The organism is Nocardiopsis lambiniae (assembly GCF_031845465.1).
GTDB classification, from domain to species: Bacteria; Actinomycetota; Actinomycetes; order Streptosporangiales; family Streptosporangiaceae; genus Nocardiopsis; species Nocardiopsis lambiniae.
The window spans coordinates 13830-31932 of record NZ_JAVREP010000012.1; the positions used below are offsets into that span (position 1 = coordinate 13830).

Here is an 18103-nt window from a genome sequence, read left to right on the forward strand (position 1 = left end):
GCGTGCCCGGCAGGGCGTGATCGTTCCGGGCCGTTCCCGTGAGGGGAACGCCAAGACAGTGGGGCCGACTATCAGGAGAGGGTTCGGTGCTCGAAGAAGTCCGCATCCAGGGACTCGGGGTCATCGACGACGCCGTGTTGGAGCTGTCGCCGGGGTTGACCGTCGTCACCGGTGAGACCGGCGCGGGTAAGACCATGGTCGTCACCGGATTGGGGCTGCTCTTCGGTGGCCGGGCCGATCCTCAACGGGTCCGCCCCGGGGCCGATCGCGCCCTGGTGGAGGGCCGGTTGACGGTGCCGCGCGAGGGCCGTGTGGCCGAGCGGGTCTCCGAGGCCGGTGGTGTGCTCGACGATGACGTGCTGATCGTGGCGCGCACGGTGTCGGCGGAGGGCCGTTCGCGTGCGACGTTGGGCGGCCGGTCGGCGCCGGTGAGCCTGTTGGCGTACCTGGCCGATGATCTGGTGGCGGTGCACGGCCAGTCCGATCAGCAGCGTCTGTTGCGCACCGATCGTCAGCGCGCGTCGTTGGACCGGTTCGCCGGCGAGGAGCTGGCCAAGGCGTTGAAGCAGTACACGGCGGCGCATCGGCGTCACCGTGAGGTGTCGGCGGAGTTGACGGAGTTGACGGAGCGGGCGCGTGAGCGCGCCCAGGAGGCCGACATGCTCCGGTTCGGGGTGGAGGAGATCACCGCCGCCGAGCCGTTGCCGGGTGAGGACGCCGAGTTGTTGGCGGAGGAGACCCGGTTGGCGCACGCCGACGGGTTGCGGATGGCGGCGACCACCGCGCACGAGGCGCTGGCGGGGGATCCGACCTCCGATGTGGAGGTGGACGTGGCCGCGCTGTTGTCGGCGGCCCGTCAGGCGGTGGCGGCGGTCAGCGAGCACGACGCGGAGCTGGCGTCGATCGGTGAGCGGCTGGACGAGGCGTCCTACATCCTGAGCGACGCCGCCACGGAGCTGGCGTCCTACGCCGAGTCGGTGGACGCCGATCCGGCCCGGTTGGCGCAGGTGCAGGAGCGGCGGTCGTTGTTGACCTCGTTGTCGCGCAAGTACGGCGAGACGGTCGACGCCGTGCTGGTGTGGGCGGAGGACGCGGCCAAGCGATTGGCGTCGCTGGAGGGCGACGACGAGCGCATCGAGGGGTTGCGGGCCGAGGTCGAGGAGCTGCGCGAGCGGATGGACCGGTGGGCGGGCGAGCTCACCCGGATCCGCGGCGAGGCGGCCGAGCGGTTCGGCGCGGCGGTCACCGAGGAGTTGACGGCGTTGGCCATGCCCCACGCGCGGGTGAGCGTGCGCATCACCACGGGTGAGGAGTTCGGGTCGCACGGGCGTGACGAGGTGGAGTTGTTGTTGGCGCCCCACCCCAGTGCCCGCCCGCTGCCCTTGCACAAGGGTGCCTCCGGGGGTGAGCTGTCGCGGGTGATGTTGGCGATCGAGGTGGTGTTCGCGGGTGCCGACCCGGTGCCGACGTTCGTGTTCGACGAGGTCGACGCGGGCGTGGGCGGTAAGGCGGCGGTGGAGATCGGGCGTCGGTTGGCGCGGTTGGCGCGCCGGGCCCAGGTCATCGTGGTCACCCACCTGCCGCAGGTCGCGGCCTTCGCGGACGCCCACCTGGTGGTGGAGAAGTCCACGGACGGGCTGGTCACCGAGAGCGGTGTGGTGCGTTTGGACCGGGACGGCCGGGTCCGGGAGCTGTCGCGGATGTTGGCGGGTCTTGAGGATTCGGAGCTGGGTCGGGCGCACGCCGAGGAGCTGTTGGTCAACGCCGATCCTGAGCGGGCGCATCCGGCCGCGTGAGGTCGTTCCGGGCGGTCCGGGTGTGACCGGTGGGGGATAAGGGGCTCGGGTGCGGGTAGGCACCGGGGTGGAGCGTCGTCGTGGAACTCCTGTGCGGCGCTCGGAGCCCGAACACGCCGACCACCACGCACTTATGACTTTGCGTAGTCGACTTCTGACAGTATGCCAGCGATGAAGGTATCGGATGCACTCAGCGCCACGGTCATGCGGTTCCGCCGTGCCCGAGCGGACCCTCCCACCGGGCTGGTCGCTCCCGTGCGCTCGGACCGGCGCACCAAGAACCTGACCAAGCGGTTGCGTCCCGGGGACATCGCGGTCATCGACCACGTGGACCTGGACCGGGTCAGTGCCGAGGCGTTGGTGGGGTGCGGGGTCGCCGCGGTCCTCAACGTCGCCCGGAGCATCTCCGGTCGTTACCCCAATCAGGGGCCGGAGATGATCACGGCCGCGGGCATCCCGTTGGTCGACGACGTCGACCCGGAGGTCTTCACGCGGGTCGGAGACGGCGAGCGGTTGCGCCTGGACGCCGGTGTGCTGTACCGGGGCGAGGAGGTCGTGGCCCGGGGTGCGGTGCAGACCCCCGAGACGGTCGCCGCCGCCATGGCCGAGGCCCGCGCCGGGCTGGCCACCCAGTTGGAGGCGTTCGCGGCCAACACCATGGCCTACCTCCAGCATGAACGCGATCTGCTCCTGGACGGCATCGGCATTCCCGAGATCGCCACGGACATGGAGGGCCGGCACGTCCTGATCGTCGTGCGCGGCTACCACTACCGGGAGGACATCTCGGCGCTGCGGCCCTATATCCGCGAGTTCCGTCCGGTCATCATCGCGGTGGACGGCGGTGCCGACGCCGTCATGGAGGCCGGGTACCGGCCCGACATCATCGTCGGGGACTTCGACTCGGTGTCCGATCGGGCCCTGACCAGTGGCGCCGAGCTGGTCGTGCACGCCTACCGGGACGGGCGCGCCCCGGGGTTGCGGCGTCTGACCGATCTGGGGTACGCCGCCGTGGTCTTCCCCGCGACCGGTACCAGTGAGGACGTGGCGATGATGCTCGCCGACGGCTCCGGTGCCTCTCTCATCGTGGCTGTGGGCACCCACGCCACGCTGGAGGAGTTCCTGGACAAGGGGCGGTCGGGGATGGCCAGTACCTTCCTCACCCGGTTGCGGGTGGGCGGCAAACTCGTGGACGCCAAGGGCGTCAGCCGTCTGTACCGTTCGCGGATCTCCCCGTGGGCGTTGCTCGGGTTGGTGGCGGCCTGCCTGCTCACGATCGTGGTCGCCGCCTACAGTTCTCCGGCCGGGCAGGTCTACCTCACGTTCCTCGCGGCGCGCTGGGACGCCTTCACCTACTGGCTGACGGGGCTGTTCACGTGATCGATTTCCGCTACCACCTGGTGTCCATCATCGCGGTGTTCCTGGCGTTGACGGTGGGGCTCGTGTTGGGCACCACCATGTTGCAGGATCCGCTGCTCGACACCTTGCAGAACGAGACCGCCGATCTGCGGGGGCAGACCGAGGACCTGCGGTCCGAACGCGATGTCGCCGACCGGGTCAACGCCGGTGCCGATCAGATGGTCGACGCGGCCTCGGCGGACATGCTGGACGGTCGGTTGGAGGGGCTGGAGGTGGTGGTGGTGCAGGCGCCCGGCGCCGACGCCGACACGGCCGCCTCGCTCGGTGAGCGTGTGGAGGAGGCGGGCGGTCGGATCGCCGGTCGGGTCGAGATCGCCCCGGAGTTCGTCGACCCCGCCAACACCGCGTTCGTCGACGAGCTGGCGTTGCAGGTCTCCGCCGACGCCGGGTCCCTGTCGGGTTCTGGGCCCTATGAGAAGGCGGGGATCGAGATCGGCCGTGCCCTGGCCCGGGCACCCGAACCCGACGAGGAAGAGGACGAGGCGGAGGAAGAGGACGGGGGCGGGGCCGAGGAGGGGGGCCACGATCCGGCCTCGGCGTTGGCGGCGTTCGTCGAGGGCGGTCTGCTCACGGTGCGGGGGGAGCCGGCCGGTCGGTCCGACGTGGTGGTGATGGTCTCCCCCTCCTCGGCCGAGCAGGCCGGGCGGGACGACCGGGAGACGGTGAACACGGTGCTCACGGCGTTCGTGTCGGCTCTGCACGATCGGGTCGGGGGACTGGTGCTGACCGGTGACGTGCCCTCCTCGCACGGTCACGGGATGATCGCGCAGGCCCGCGCGCAGGAGGCCGATTTCGCCACCGTCGACATGGCGGGGCGACCGATGGGCGACATCGTGGCGGTGCTGGCGTTGGCCGAGGACATCGATGGTGACGGTGGCGCCTACGGGGTGGGCGAAGGGGTGGACGGTTTCCTTCCGGACCCGTTGCCCGAGCCTCGGGAGACGGCCGACACCGAACCGTCCCCGGAGCCCTCGGACGGTCTCGACGAGGCCCGCCGGGTCGTCCCGGGCGGTGAGTGATGGGACCGTCGTCTCGGCCCCTGAACGTCGCCGGTGGTCGCGGAGGGCGTGTCGCCGCGGTGCCCGCGGCCACCGTGCAGGGGGTGATCGGTGCCGTGGTGGCGGCGGTGGCGGCGCGCGCCGCCTACGCGCTGCTCACCCGGGCCACCCCTGATGTCGAGCCCGTCCGTGTCCCGGTCCCCCGGCCCCGTGCGCGATCCGGTGCGCGTGTGATCGCCGGGCCCTTCGCACCCGGTGGTGCGGCGGCCTCGGGCGCCGCGCCGTCGGCCGGTGCCCTGGGCCCGTCCCGGGACGGGCGTCGAGGGCCGGGCGCGGACGCCGTCGGTTCCACGGCACCGACCGGTGGTCCGTCCGGTGCCGCGGAGGCGGCTCCGGGTGCCGTGCCCCCCGTGCCGTTGACCGTTCCGGGCGGGGCCGGGGGCGGGGGAACCCGCTCGGCCGGGACCGGTGCCTCGCCCCGGCCCCGGGCCTTCGACGGCGGGGACGTGGCCCGCGCCGACGGTTCGTCCGGAGCCGATCGGGTCTTGGCCCGTGAGGCCGGTGCCGTGCCCGGGTGCGCGGGGACCCCGGTCGGAGGGCCGTCGCGGGCGGGGACGTGGTGGCGCACCAACTTCCGGGGACGTCGGGTCACCCTCCAGGAGGGGCCGGCGTTGGCGTCGGGGGTGTGCGCGGCGAGCCTGCTCACGCCCGGGCTCGATCCCCGGGTGCGGGCGGCGACGGCGTTGGCGGCGGCGGGTGCCGCCGGTTTCGGCGCCTACGACGACCTGGCCGGGTCGGCCGACGCGCGCGGTCTACGGGGTCATCTGGGTGCTCTGGCCCGGGGCCGGGTGACCACCGGCGCGGTCAAGATGGTGGGCATCGGCGTCACCGGCCTGGCCGCCGCCGCCCTGTTGCGGCGCGGCCCCTGGGACACCCTGGTGGACGGGGCGCTGATCGCCGCCGGTGCCAATCTGGTGAACCTGTTCGATCTGCGTCCGGGCCGCGCCGTCAAGTTCGGTCTGCTCACCGCCCTGCCCGGGTTGGCCTCCCCGGCGGCGCCGTTGCTCGCCCCCACCGTCGGCGCCTGTGCCGCGTTGCTCTCCGACGACCTGGCCGAACGGTCCATGCTGGGCGACGCGGGTGCCAACGCCCTGGGTGCGGCGCTGGGGGTGGCCGCGGTCGCCCGCGCGTCCCGCCCGGTGCGGCTGGCCCTGCTGGGCGGGGTGGTCGCCCTGACCCTGGCCAGCGAGGTCACGAGTTTCTCCCGGGTCATCGACCGGGTGCCGCCGCTGCGGGCCCTGGACCGGTGGGGGCGGTGCGCGTGAGGGGACCGGGGTGTCCCGCGTCGCCCCCGGGGTGACGCGGGGGGTCGGCAGGGCGGCGCTGCTCATCGCGGTGGTCACCGTCGGTGCCCGTCTGGCCGGGTTCGGGCGCACGGTGGTGTTCTCCCAGACGGTGGGCGACACCTGTCTGGGCACAGCCTATGTCACCGCCAACCAGCTGCCGGCCGTGCTGTTCGAGATCGTCATCGGTGGGGCGCTGACGGCCGTGGTGGTCCCGGTGTTGGCGGCGGCGGCCGGCCGGGGGGACCGGGAGCAGGTGGAGCACACCGCCTCGGCGCTGCTCACCTGGGTCCTGGTGGTGTCGGTGCCGTTGGCGGTGGTCATCTCCGCGGTCGCCCCCTACGCGATGGCGCTCATGTTGGGGGCGGGCGCGGGCTGCGACCCGGTGGCCCTGGCGGCGGTGTCGGTGCGGATGCTGCTGGTCTTCGCCCCCCAGGTGGTGTTCTACGGGTTGGCGGCGGTGCTGTACGGCGTTCTCCAGGCGCATCGGAGGTTCCTGTCGCCGGCGCTGGCGCCGTTGGTGTCGAGTCTGGTGGTGATCTGCTCCTATCTGGTGTTCGTCCCTGTGGGCGGGGCGCATCGGGACGATCTGGCGGGCCTGCCGACGGTCGCCGAGCTGGTGTTGTCGTTGGGGGCCACGGCCGGGGTCGTCGCCCTGTTCCTGACGGTCCTGGGGCCGGCGGCCCGGTTGCGGTTGCGGTGGCGTTGGAGGCTGAGGTTCCCGCCGGGGGTGGGGGCGCGGGTGCGCTCTCTGGCTGCGGCGTCGCTGCTGCCGTTGGTGGCGATGCAGGTGTGCCTGTTGTTGTCGGTGGCGTTGGCCAATCGGGGCGGGGGCGCGGGCGCGGCGGTGCTGTACTCCTACGCCTGGGCGTTGTTCACCCTGCCGTACGGGGTGATCGCGGTGCCGATCGCCACCAGCGCGTTCACGGCGTTGGCGGTGGCGCACGTCGACCGGGACCGGGACGGGTACGCGGCCTTGGTCTCGGGGGCGGCGCGGGCCTGCGCGGTGATCACGGCGGGAGCGGGTACGGCCCTGGCCGTGGCGGCGGGTCCGGTGGCGGTGGTGTTCGCCCGGCACGATCCGCAGGCGTTGGAGCGGGCGCTGGTGGCCTACGCTCCGGGTGTGGTGGGGTTCGGTCTGGTGGCGTTGTTCAGTCGGGCGTTGTACGCCTCCCACCACGGTCGGCCGGCTGCCGCCGCGCAGGTCGCGGGGTGGCTGGTGGTGATGGGTTGTGCGGTGGCGTCGGTCGCGGTGGTACCCGCGGGGTGGACGATCGCCGCGTTGGGCTGGTCGACGACGGCCGGGTTGACGCTGGCCGCGGTGGTGTCGGCGGTGGTCGTGGGGCGGGTGCACGGTGCGGCGGCGCTATCGGGGGCGGGCCGGTCGGTGACGGCGGTCGTGGTGGGCGGTGTGCTGGGATGGGTGGCGGGTCGGCCGGTGGCCGACGCGTTGGAGGGCGGCGGGGTGTGGTCCTCGGTGGGGGCGGCCCTGGCGTCGGGTGCGGTGGCGGTGACGGTGTTCACGCTGGTGGCCGCGGTGGTGGACCGGTCGGCGGTGCGGTCGGTGGTGGATCGGGTCCGGGGCGTGATCGAACGCAGGAGGGGGAACCGGTGAACGGCAGGATCGCTTTGGTGTTGGGGACCAGTACCGGTGGGGCCGGGCGGCATGTGCGGTCCCTGGGGGAGGGATTGCTCCGGCAGGGGTATCGGGTGGCGGTGGTCGGTCCGGCCGCGGCCGACCGTGAGTTCTCCTTCACCGACGCGGGCATGCGGTTCGCGTCGGTGGGGATCGGCGCGGCCCCCTCGGTGTCGGATCCGGCGACGGTGCTGCGGTTGCGTTCGGTGCTCAAGGGCGCCGACGTCGTGCACGCCCACGGGATGCGGGCCGGGGCGCTGTGCGCGTTGGCCGGGGCGCGCCCCCTGGTGGTGACGGCGCACAACGCCCCGCCCGTGGTGGGTGGGCCGATGGTCGCCGCGTACCCGGTGCTGGAACGGATCGTGGCGTTGCGCGCCGACGTGGTGCTGGGGGTGTCGGGGGACCTGGTGCGGCGGTTGGAGCGGGCGGGGGCGCGTGACGCCCGCCCGGCGGTGGTGGCGGCCCCCGACACGGGGGAGCCGCTCAACGGGCGGGAGGCGACCCGGTCGGATCTGGCGGTGTCGCCGGAGCGTCCGCTGTTGTTGACCATCGCCCGGTTGGCGGAGCAGAAGGGGCTGGACATGTTGTTGGCGGCGGCCCCCGCGATCGCCGATCGGAGCCCGGAGCCGGCCATCGCGATCGCCGGGGACGGCCCGTTGTGGGGGAGTCTGCACGACACCGCCGCGGAGTTGTCGGCCGATGTGCGGATGTTGGGGCACCGCACGGATGTGGCGGACCTGTTGGCGGCGGCGGACGTCTTCTGTCTGACGAGCCAGTGGGAGGGGCCGTCGTTGGTGATCATGGAGGCGTTGCGGGCGGGGTTGCCGGTGGTGGCCACCCGGGTGGGGGGTATCCCCGATCTGTACACGGGGACGGTGCTCATGGTGCCGCCGGGGGATCCGGGTGCGTTCGCGGTGACGGTGGGCCGGGTGCTGGACGATCCGGGGCTCGCCCGGGACCTTCGGGAGCGTTCGCGGGCGGCGTCGCGGGCGTTGCCCACGGAGGAGGACGCGGTGGCGGCGGCGTGCGACGTGTACAAGTCGGTGGCCTGGTGGTGAGTGGGGGCCGGGGTGCGCGCGGGGCGGTGTCCGCCGTGTCGTCCCGGGCCCGGGACGGGCCTGCCGTGGGATGTCCCGAAGGGTCGGTCGATGTGTCCTCGGGGGCGCTCGACCTCATCCTCGGCGCCACTTCTGTGGAGAGGACGGATGTGGCATCGTGGTCACGGACCGGGCGTGCGCCGTCGCGTGGTGCGAGCGGCTATCCTTGGTTGTCTGTGAGGGGAGTATCCCTGTCGCGGCGGTGCCGTCAACACGGAGCACAACGGCGTGTTCCCGGTTCCGTCGGTTCGTCTTGTACGGAAGACGAGCGGGAGAGACCTCCGGCAGTTCGACGTGCGTGCAAACAGCTCGCGCGCACTGACCGGAGGAGAGAACGACAGTGAACGTCCCCCTGTGGGTGTGGGCCGCCACGATCGGCGCGATGGTCGCCATCCTGATCATCGACCTGGCGATCGTCGACCATCCCTGGAGCAAGAAGAAGGGGCCCCAGGAGTTCGGGGTCAAACAGGCCGCCTGGTGGGCCGCCTTCTACATCGGCATCGCCATCCTCTTCGGCTTCGGCCTGTGGTATTTCGGCGGTGCGACGGCCGGCGCCGAGTACTTCGCGGGGTTCGTCACCGAGAAGAGCCTGAGCATCGACAACCTCTTCGTGTTCTACCTCCTGATGGGCTCGTTCGCGGTCCCCAAGAAGTACCAGCACGAGGTCCTGCTCGTCGGCATCGTCATCGCGCTGATCATGCGCGGGATCTTCATCGTCCTCGGTGCCCAGGTCATCAACGCCTGGAGCGAGGTCTTCTACCTGTTCGGCGCCTTCCTCATCTACACCGGTTACAAGATCGTCCGGGACCACATGAAGGGCGACGAGGAGCAGAAGGACTTCACCCAGACCCCGGTGGTGCGTCTGGTCAAGCGGTTCTGGCCGGTCACCGACGACTATCACGGTTCGCGCCTGACGGTGAAGCTGGACGGCAAACGGCACCTCACGCCGATGCTGCTGGTCATCCTGGCGATCGGTGTCATCGACCTGGTCTTCGCGGTCGACTCGATCCCGGCGATCTTCGGCCTGACCCAGGACGCCTACATCGTCTTCACCGCCAACGCGTTCGCCCTGCTGGGTCTGCGTCAGCTGTACTTCCTGCTGGCGGGCCTGATGGACCGGTTGGCCTACATCGGCTGGGGCCTGTCGGCGATCATGGTGTTCATCGGCGTCAAGATGATCCTGCACGCGCTCCACGAGAACGGTGTGCACGTGCCGGAGATCGGCATCGCCCTGTCCCTGACCGTGATCATCGGCGTCATGGCGATCACCGTCATCGGCAGTCTGGTCAAGTCCGCCGCCGACAAGCGCAACGCCCCCGAGATCGACGAGGGGGATCGGGACACCGCCCGGGACCGTTCCTGAGGTCGATCGAGGCGCTCCCCGTCCGGGGGCGGTCCCGCACGTCGGGGCCGTCCCCGTTTTTCTCGTCCGGGTACCCGGAAAACCCTGATATCGAACATCAGTTCGTCTATAGTGGGTCGGAGCGAGCCGAACCCTCGGGGTCGGATCCGGGGGCGGGGAGGACGGCCGGGTGAGCGGGCGGCGGAAGCCGTCACGGCGGGTGCCGGCGGACGAACGGATCCGCGCCGTCCGGCGGGAAGGCCGGGTCGCCGGTCGAGGCGGCGCGTCGGTACCGGGTGTCGGCGGCGGTGCCGAGATCCACCCGTTCCCGCGTGCTCGCACACCGGGCCGGGCCCGATGCCCGTTCGCCCGTCCGCTCCCACACGAACAGAGGAGGAGCCCCTCCGAAGATGCGAAACCTCGACCCGCGCGAGAGAACCCCGCTGTTCTCCCGCCTCTCGACAGGGTCGGGTGCCGGCGCCGGAGTGCGAAGGCGCGGCACTTCTCCGTTGCGGAAGAAACCGTCACCGGTGGTCGTTAGTCTTGACGGACGGGGAGGACCCGCGTCCTTCCCCCCACCCCCTTCAGCGGCCCGGATCCGGGGCCGGGGCGGTCGTCCGGGGGGCTCGATCGCCGCACCACGAACCACACACGGGCCGGCCGGCGTCCGCGCCGAGGCCGACGTCCTGTGCGCCACAGCCGAAGGATGTCTCACTCGATGGTCGAACAACTGGTAGTCCGGGGCGCCCGGGAGCACAATCTCAAGGACGTGTCGCTGGATCTGCCACGCGACGCCATGATCGTGTTCACCGGCCTGTCCGGTTCGGGCAAGTCCTCGCTCGCCTTCGACACGATCTTCGCCGAGGGCCAGCGTCGCTACGTGGAGTCGTTGTCGGCGTACGCGCGTCAGTTCCTGGGGCAGATGGACAAGCCCGACGTCGACTTCATCGAGGGGTTGTCCCCGGCGGTGTCGATCGACCAGAAGTCCACCAGCCGCAACCCGCGGTCCACGGTCGGCACGATCACCGAGGTGTACGACTACCTGCGTCTGCTGTGGGCCCGTGTCGGGGTCCCGCACTGTCCCGAGTGCCGCCGGGAGATCTCCCGGCAGAGTCCGCAGCAGATCGTGGACCGGGTCCTGGAGATGACCGAGGGCGCCCGGTTCCAGGTGTTGGCCCCGGTCGTGCGCGGCCGTAAGGGCGAGTACGTCGAACTCTTCAAGGACCTCCAGTCCAAGGGGTACACCCGTGCCGTCGTGGACGGCGCCGCGGTGCGCCTGGACGAGGCGCCCAAGCTGGGGCGCTACGACAAGCACGACATCTCGGTGATCGTGGACCGGCTCAGTGTCAAGGAGTCCTCGCGGGGTCGGCTGACCGACTCGGTGGAGACCGCGCTGAAGCTGGCCGGCGGCACCATCGTGCTGGATTTCGTCGACCTGGCTGAGGACGACGCCGAACGCGAGAAGGTGTTCTCCGAGCACCTGTACTGCCCCTACGACGACCTGTCGTTCGAGCAGTTGGAGCCGCGTTCCTTCTCCTTCAACGCCCCCTACGGCGCCTGCCCCGAATGCTCGGGCCTGGGCACCCGGATGGAGGTCGACGCCGAGCTGATCGTCCCGGACCCGGCCAAGACCCTGGCCGAGGGTGCCCTCGCCCCCTGGTCGGGCGGGCAGAACGGCGGTTATTGGGAGCGTTTGCTGGTCGCCCTGGGCGAGGCGATCGGGTTCGACCTGGACACCCCGTGGGAGAAGCTGTCCAAGCGCGCCCGCAAGGCGATCCTGGAGGGGCACGAGACCCAGGTCCACGTCAGCTACCGCACCAAGTACAACCGTGAGCGGTCCTACTACACCGACTTCGAGGGCGTCATCCCCTGGGTCAAGCGCCGCTACACCGAGACCGAGAGCGACTACGGTCGTGAACGGCTCGAAGGGTACATGCGCACGGTGCCCTGCCCCACCTGTGAGGGGACCCGGCTCAAGCCGGTGGTGCTCGCGGTGACCATCGGCGGCAGGTCCATCGCCGAGGTGGCGTCGATGTCGCTGGCCGACAGCGCCCGGTTCCTGGCCGACCTGCGGCTGTCGGACCGCGACATGGTGATCGCCGCCCAGGTCCTCAAGGAGATCAACGCCCGGTTGGGGTTCCTGCTCGACGTGGGCCTGGACTATCTCACCCTGGCCCGTTCCTCGGGTTCGCTCTCGGGCGGTGAGGCCCAGCGGATCCGCCTGGCCACCCAGATCGGTTCGGGGCTGGTGGGGGTGCTCTACGTGCTGGACGAGCCCTCCATCGGGTTGCACCAGCGCGACAACGCCCGCCTGCTGGAGACCCTCCAGCGGTTGCGCGACATCGGCAACACGCTCATCGTCGTGGAGCACGACGAGGACACCATCCGCGCCGCCGACTGGGTGGTGGACATCGGCCCCGGGGCGGGCGAGCACGGCGGTCACGTCGTGGTGTCGGGCATCGTCGACGAACTGCTCACCAGCGCGGACTCGCTCACGGGCGACTACCTGTCCGGTCGGCGCTCCATCGACCTGCCGACCGTGCGCCGCCCCCTGACCAAGGGGCACGAGCTGGTCGTCAAGGGCGCCCGTGAGAACAACCTGCGCAACGTCGACGTGACCTTCCCGCTGGGGGTGTTCACCGCCGTCACCGGTGTGTCCGGCTCGGGCAAGTCCACGCTGGTCAACGAGATCCTGTACAAGGCGTTGGCCAAGGAGCTCAACGGGGCGCGCGACGTGCCGGGCCGGCACCTGCGGGTCAACGGCCTGAACAAGGTCGACAAGGTCGTGCACGTCGACCAGAGCCCGATCGGGCGCACCCCGCGCTCCAACCCGGCCACCTACTCGGGCGTGTTCGACCACATCCGCAAGCTGTTCGCGCAGACCACCGACGCCAAGACGCGCGGTTACCAGCCGGGCCGGTTCTCGTTCAACGTCAAGGGCGGGCGCTGCGAGGCCTGCTCCGGTGACGGCACGCTCAAGATCGAGATGCAGTTCCTGCCGGACGTGTACGTGCCGTGCGAGGTGTGCCACGGCGCCCGGTACAACCGGGAGACCCTCCAGGTCAAGTACAAGGGCAAGAACATCGCCGAGGTGCTGGACATGCCGATCTCGGAGGCGTTGGAGTTCTTCGAGCCGGTCAACGCGATCCGACGGCACCTACAGACCCTCACCGACGTTGGTCTGGGGTACGTGCGCCTGGGGCAGCCCGCCACGACGCTGTCGGGCGGTGAGGCCCAGCGGGTCAAGCTCGCCGCGGAGTTGCAGCGCCGGTCCACCGGCCGCACGGTGTACGTGCTGGACGAACCGACCACGGGTCTGCACTTCGAGGACATCCGCAAGCTGCTGGGGGTGCTCGACCGGTTGGCCGACTCCGGGAACACGGTGATCGTCATCGAGCACAACCTGGACGTGATCAAGACCGCCGACCACATCATCGACATGGGACCCGAGGGTGGTTCCGGCGGTGGCATGGTGGTGGCCGAGGGCACCCCGGAGCAGGTCGCGGCGGTCGCCGAGTCCTACACCGGGCGGTTCCTGGCCAAGATGCTCTGAGTCGCGGTCCGCGCGTACGGCCCGTCCCCTGCGCGGGGGCGGGCCTTCGGCCGCCCCGGAGCAGGGCACACCACCCGCTCTACTACATTGTGTAGTGATATTTCCGTGCAGGTGAGGAGCGTTGCGTCGTGGCGGTCGAGAAGACGTGCGGGTGCGGGGTGAGCAGGAGGGGTCTGCTCGGGACGGCCGGGGCGGTCGCCGCCGTGGGCGCCGTCACCGCGGTGAGCGCCTGCGGAGGCGAGCCGCCCAAGCCGCAGGACGTCCGACGGGGACATGTCGTCGGGAGCACCACCGATGTGCCCGAGGGCGGCGGCACGGTGTTCAGCCACAGCAAACTGGTCGTCACCCAGCCCGAGGCCGGGGAGTACCGGGCCTTCGCCGCCTCCTGCACCCACGGCGGCTGCACCGTCCAGGAGGTGGAGGACGGCGTCATCCGCTGCCTGTGTCACGGCAGCGAGTTCGACTACACCACGGGTGAGGTCGTGGTCGGCCCCGCCCAGGAGGCGTTGGAGGAGTTCGAACTCACCATCGACGGCACCGACATCATCCTGGACTGACCCCGATGACGCGCGGGCGTCCCGGGAGCTGCACCGCCCCGGGGCGCCCGCGCGTACCGGTCAGCCCTCTTCGGATTCGCGGTCCGTTCGCGTGAGCCCGTTGCGGGACCCGCGCTCGCGCGGGGAGACCGCGGCGAACCGGCCCAGGTGGGCCGCGCCCAGCTCGTCCTCGGAGATCACCTCGGTGCGGTTGCGCGGCAGCGACTGCGGGTAGTGCGCCACGAGCCAGCCGATGAGGTGCTCGCGGATCTCACAGGAGATGTTCCACTGGGCGCCGGTGTCGGCGGCGGTCGCCACGATGCGCACCATCACCTCGCCGTTGTCGGTGATGTCCACGACCTGGCAGGACCAGCTGCGCCCGTCCCAGTGATCGCTGGAGGTGATGAGACGGCCGGCCTCCTCGCGGAGTTCGGCGATGGGGACCTCCCAGTCCAGCGGCATCATCACCTTGGCGGTGATGGCCGTGCCCTGCTTGGTCCAGTTCTCGAAGCTGGTCGTGGTGAAGTTGGCGACCGGCACCACCAGGCGGCGCTCGTCCCAGATCTTGATGGTGACGTTGACCAGGCTGAGTTCCTCGACCCGGCCCCACTCGCCCTCGACGACGACCACGTCGCCGAGGCGCAGGGCGTCGCTGAACGCCAGTTGCAGGCCGGCGAACAGGTTGCCCAGCGTGGACTGGGCGGCCACACCGGCGACGATGCCGATGATGCCGGCGGAGGCCAGCAGCCCGGCGCCCAACGCCTGGACCTGGGGGAAGGTGAAGAGGATGGAGGAGACCGCCAGCACCACGATGACCGAGGTGATGACCCGGCGCAGCAGGCGCACCTGGGTCTGCAACCGGCGGGCTTTGCGGTCGGCGTCGCCGTTGGACAGGGACAGCCGGGCCAGGATGAGGTCGGTGACCGCGTAGGCCAGGCTGATGCCCAGCGCCGTCAGCGACGCGATCATCAGGATGACCATCGCGTGCCGGATGTTGCCGTAGGTGCTCCACCCCACGTCCGCGGGGCTGGGCAGGGCCAGGTTCGCCCCGACCACGGCGCCGGCCGCGTAACCCGAGTACGCGGTGCGGGCCACGACGAACTCGGCGATCCGCCATACCTTGGCGAGTTTGTGCTTGAGCACCCAGCGCGCCGCGAACACCAACGCCATGGAGACCACCACGGCGATGCCCACGGCGATCCAGGCCCAGTACTCGTCGAGGTCCACGATGCGAGACCCCCTTGTCGTTCATGTCGGGAAGGGTCGTGATACCCGCCCAACTTAGAGCATGCGGATACCCGATCGTGACGTTCGGGCGACCTGATCGTGGCGAATGTGACGGGGTCCTCGCAGGTCGTCCGGGCCTTGCGGGGCGTGAGTGGCCGGATGTCGTCGGGACGCACCACAATGGGGGCATGCCTGCGACACCTCACCTGCGTCCCGCGCCCGGTTCCATCCCGACCTCTCCCGGGGTCTACCGGTTCCGCGACGGGGACCGGCGGGTCATCTACGTGGGCAAGGCCAAGAACCTGCGGTCCCGGTTGTCGTCGTACTTCCGCGACTTCGCGGGCCTGCATCCGCGCACCCAGCAGATGGTCTCCACCGCGGCCGACGTGGACTGGACGATCGTGGGCACCGAGGTGGAGGCGCTCCAGCTGGAGTACTCCTGGATCAAGGAGTACGATCCGCGGTTCAACGTCAAGTACCGCGACGACAAGAGCTACCCCTACCTGGCCGTGACCCTCAACGAGGAGTTCCCGCGCGTGCAGGTGATGCGGGGCGCCAAGCGCAAGGGGGTGCGCTACTTCGGCCCCTACTCGCACGCCTGGGCGATCCGCGAGACCGTCGACCTGTTGTTGCGCGTCTTCCCGGTGCGGACCTGTACGGCGGGGGTGTTCCGCAGCGCCCGCAACAGCGGCCGTCCCTGCCTGCTGGGGTACATCGGCAAATGCTCGGCGCCCTGCACCGGCGAGATCTCTCCGGAGGGCCACCGCTCCCTGGCCGACGACTTCTGCGCCTTCCTGGCCGGGGACACCGGACGCTTCATCCGCCGCCTGGAGGCGCGGATGAAGGAGGCGGCGGCGGAGATGGAGTACGAGCGGGCGGCCCGGCTGCGCGACGACATCGAGGCCCTGCGCGCCGCGTTGGAGAAGCAGGCGGTCGTGCTGCCCGATTCCACCGACTGTGACGTGATCGCCCTGGCCGACGACCCGTTGGAGGCGGCCGTGCAGATCTTCCACGTGCGCGGCGGTCGTATCCGCGGACAGCGCGGGTACGTGGTGGACAGGGTCGACGACGCGGGCCCCGAGGAGCTCATGGCGACGTTCCTGGGGCAGCTCTACGGGTCGGCGGAGGGCGCCGAGGAGAGTGCGGATCAGGGCGCGGGTACCGGTGGGGTGGTGCCCCGCGAGGTGCTGGTCTCCCACGAGCCCGCCGACTCCGGGGCGGTCGAGCGGTGGCTGTCGGAGCGCCGGGGCGCGGGTGTGGACCTGCGGGTGCCGCGACGGGGCGACAAGCGGTCGCTGATGGAGACGGTCGAGAAGAACGCCCGGGAGGCGCTGGCCCGGCACAAGACCCACCGGTCCGGGGACCTGAGCACCCGCAGCCGGGCGCTCAACGAGCTTCAGGAGGCCTTGGACCTGTCGGAGGCGCCGCTGCGCATCGAGTGCTTCGACATCTCCAACCTCCAGGGCGAGCACGTGGTGGCGTCCATGGTGGTGTTCGAGGACGGGCTGGCCCGCAAGTCCGAGTACCGGCGTTTCTCGGTGCGCGGCAGCGGTGAGGGCGGGGCCGGGCAGGACGACGTCGCGGCCATGTACGAGGTGGTCCGGCGCCGGTTCCGGCGGTACCTGGAGGAGAGCGCGCGCGGCGGCGAGGGCACCGGTAGGGGAGTGGCGGGCGACGCCTCCGTGGAACGGGACGGTCACCGGATCGACGACGAGCCGAAACCCGGGAGGTTCGCCTATCCCCCTAACCTGGTGGTGGTGGACGGGGCGCGCCCCCAGGCGCAGGCCGCGCGACGCGCCCTGGACGAGCTGGGCATCGACGACATCGCCGTGTGCGGCCTGGCCAAGCGCCTGGAGGAGGTGTGGTTGCCCGATGACGAGGACCCGGTCATCCTGCCGCGCACGAGCGAGGGGCTGTACCTGTTGCAGCGGGTGCGCGACGAGGCGCACCGCTTCGCCATCGCCTACCACCGGCACAAGCGCGCCAAGGCGCTCACGGGCAGTGCCCTGGACGAGCTGCCCGGTCTGGGGCCGACCCGCAGGTCCGCACTGATCAAGGAGTTCGGTTCGGTGAAGCGGTTGGCGGGGGCCACGGTCGAGGAGATCGCGGCGGTCCCCGGGATCGGTCCCAAGCTGGCCGACGCCGTGCACGCGCACCTGTCCGGGGGCCCCGCCGGAGGGGGACGGGAGATCGACGGGGCACCAGTAGCGAACACCATTGACGGGGGAGGAGACACATGACGGTCGAACTGGGCGGGGAATTGCCGCCCGAGGTGGTCATCGTCACCGGTATGTCCGGTGCGGGTCGGAGTACGGCGGCCAGGGCCTTGGAGGACCTGGACTGGTTCGTGGTGGACAATCTGCCGCCCGGACTGGTGCCGACGATGATCGAGCTGGCGGGGCGCACGCACGGCGCGGTGCCGCGGGTCGCGGTGGTCGTGGACGTGCGGTCGTTGGCGTTCACCGAGGACCTGTTGTCCACGGTGGAGGAGCTGCGCAAGCGGGACATCACCGCCCGGGTGCTGTACCTGGAGGCGGGCGACGACGCGTTGGTGCGCCGGTTCGAGGGGGTGCGCAGACCGCACCCGTTGCAGGGCGACGGCCGGGTGACCGACGGGATCGCCCGGGAGCGCGAGACCCTGCGCGCCATCCGGGGCGAGGCCGATCTGGTCATCGACACCTCCCAGCTCAACGTGCACCAGCTCAAGGCGCGGGTGATCGGTTTCTTCGGGGAGAGTGACGAGACACGGCCGCGCGCCAACGTGGTCTCCTTCGGGTTCAAGCACGGTCTGCCGGTGGACGCCGACCTGGTGTTGGACTGCCGGTTCCTGCCCAATCCGCACTGGATCCCCGAGTTGCGTCCGATGAGCGGGCGTGATGAGCCGGTGCGCGATTACGTCCTGTCCCAGGACGGGGCCAAGGAGATGTTGGAGGCCTACGCGGAGGTCCTGCGGCTCACCATCGAGGGGTATCAGCGCGAGGGCAAGCACTACATGACCCTGGCGGTGGGGTGCACGGGCGGCAGGCACCGCAGTGTGGCCATGGCCGAACAGTTCGCGGAGCGGTTGCGGGCCCAGAACGTGGAGGTCCACGTGGTGCACCGGGACGTGGGCCGGGAGTGACCCCTTCTCCTGCCGGGGCGGGTCTCCCGGTCGGGGGC

General features: G+C 71.0%; 12 protein-coding genes. 11 read left to right on the plus strand and 1 reads right to left on the minus strand.

All coding sequences use genetic code 11. From position 1 onward, the window contains the following. The first annotated feature begins 86 nt into the window (after positions 1–86). The 9 genes from recN (at position 87) to RM479_RS18125 (ending at position 13738) form a co-directional block, all read left to right on the plus strand. Entirely contained in the window at positions 87–1796 is a 1710-nt protein-coding gene (gene recN, locus RM479_RS18085) for a DNA repair protein RecN (protein WP_311512902.1), read from the plus strand. A gap of 204 nt (positions 1797–2000) precedes the next feature. Further along, positions 2001–3173 (plus strand): putative cytokinetic ring protein SteA, encoded by a 1173-nt coding sequence (gene steA, locus RM479_RS18090; protein ID WP_311512999.1) that lies wholly within the window; start codon positions 2001–2003, stop codon positions 3171–3173. Beyond that, positions 3170–4231 (plus strand): copper transporter, encoded by a 1062-nt coding sequence (locus RM479_RS18095; RefSeq protein WP_311512903.1) that lies wholly within the window; start codon positions 3170–3172, stop codon positions 4229–4231. Before steA ends, RM479_RS18095 begins: the two co-directional genes overlap by 4 nt. Before the next feature lie 545 nt (positions 4232–4776). Further along, a complete protein-coding gene (locus RM479_RS18100; RefSeq protein ID WP_397222542.1) occupies positions 4777–5535 on the plus strand; it encodes a hypothetical protein in 759 nt (252 codons plus the stop codon). Between the two features lie 10 nt (positions 5536–5545). Next, on the plus strand, positions 5546–7168 hold the full coding sequence (murJ, locus tag RM479_RS18105) for a murein biosynthesis integral membrane protein MurJ (RefSeq protein ID WP_311512904.1): 1623 nt from the start codon (positions 5546–5548) through the stop codon (positions 7166–7168). Then, on the plus strand, positions 7165–8247 hold the full coding sequence (locus RM479_RS18110) for a glycosyltransferase family 4 protein (protein WP_311512905.1): 1083 nt from the start codon (positions 7165–7167) through the stop codon (positions 8245–8247). Before murJ ends, RM479_RS18110 begins: the two co-directional genes overlap by 4 nt. Positions 8248–8626: 379 nt before the next feature. Further along, on the plus strand, positions 8627–9649 hold the full coding sequence (locus RM479_RS18115; RefSeq protein WP_311512906.1) for a TerC family protein: 1023 nt from the start codon (positions 8627–8629) through the stop codon (positions 9647–9649). 697 nt (positions 9650–10346) lie between these two features. Further along, on the plus strand, positions 10347–13181 hold the full coding sequence (gene uvrA, locus RM479_RS18120; protein ID WP_311512907.1) for an excinuclease ABC subunit UvrA: 2835 nt from the start codon (positions 10347–10349) through the stop codon (positions 13179–13181). 158 nt (positions 13182–13339) lie between these two features. Then, complete coding sequence (locus RM479_RS18125) at positions 13340–13738, plus strand: Rieske (2Fe-2S) protein (RefSeq protein ID WP_311513001.1); 399 nt, start codon at positions 13340–13342, stop codon at positions 13736–13738. Positions 13739–13798: 60 nt separating this feature from the next. Here RM479_RS18125 and RM479_RS18130 read toward each other — a convergent pair whose 3' ends face one another. Beyond that, on the minus strand, positions 13799–14887 hold the full coding sequence (locus RM479_RS18130) for a mechanosensitive ion channel family protein (RefSeq protein WP_311513002.1): 1089 nt from the start codon (positions 14885–14887) through the stop codon (positions 13799–13801). A 245-nt stretch (positions 14888–15132) separates the two neighbouring features. Here RM479_RS18130 and uvrC point away from each other — a divergent pair, with 245 nt between their 5' ends. Both uvrC and rapZ read left to right on the plus strand, forming a co-directional pair. After that, positions 15133–17184 carry an excinuclease ABC subunit UvrC gene (uvrC, locus tag RM479_RS18135; RefSeq protein ID WP_311512908.1) on the plus strand — a complete coding sequence of 684 codons (2052 nt, stop codon included), beginning with the start codon at positions 15133–15135 and terminating at the stop codon, positions 17182–17184. Beyond that, positions 17181–18065, plus strand: coding sequence for an RNase adapter RapZ (gene rapZ, locus RM479_RS18140; RefSeq protein WP_311512909.1), 885 nt, complete (start codon positions 17181–17183; stop codon positions 18063–18065). The genes uvrC and rapZ overlap by 4 nt, the downstream gene beginning before the upstream one ends. Positions 18066–18103 lie beyond the last annotated feature (38 nt).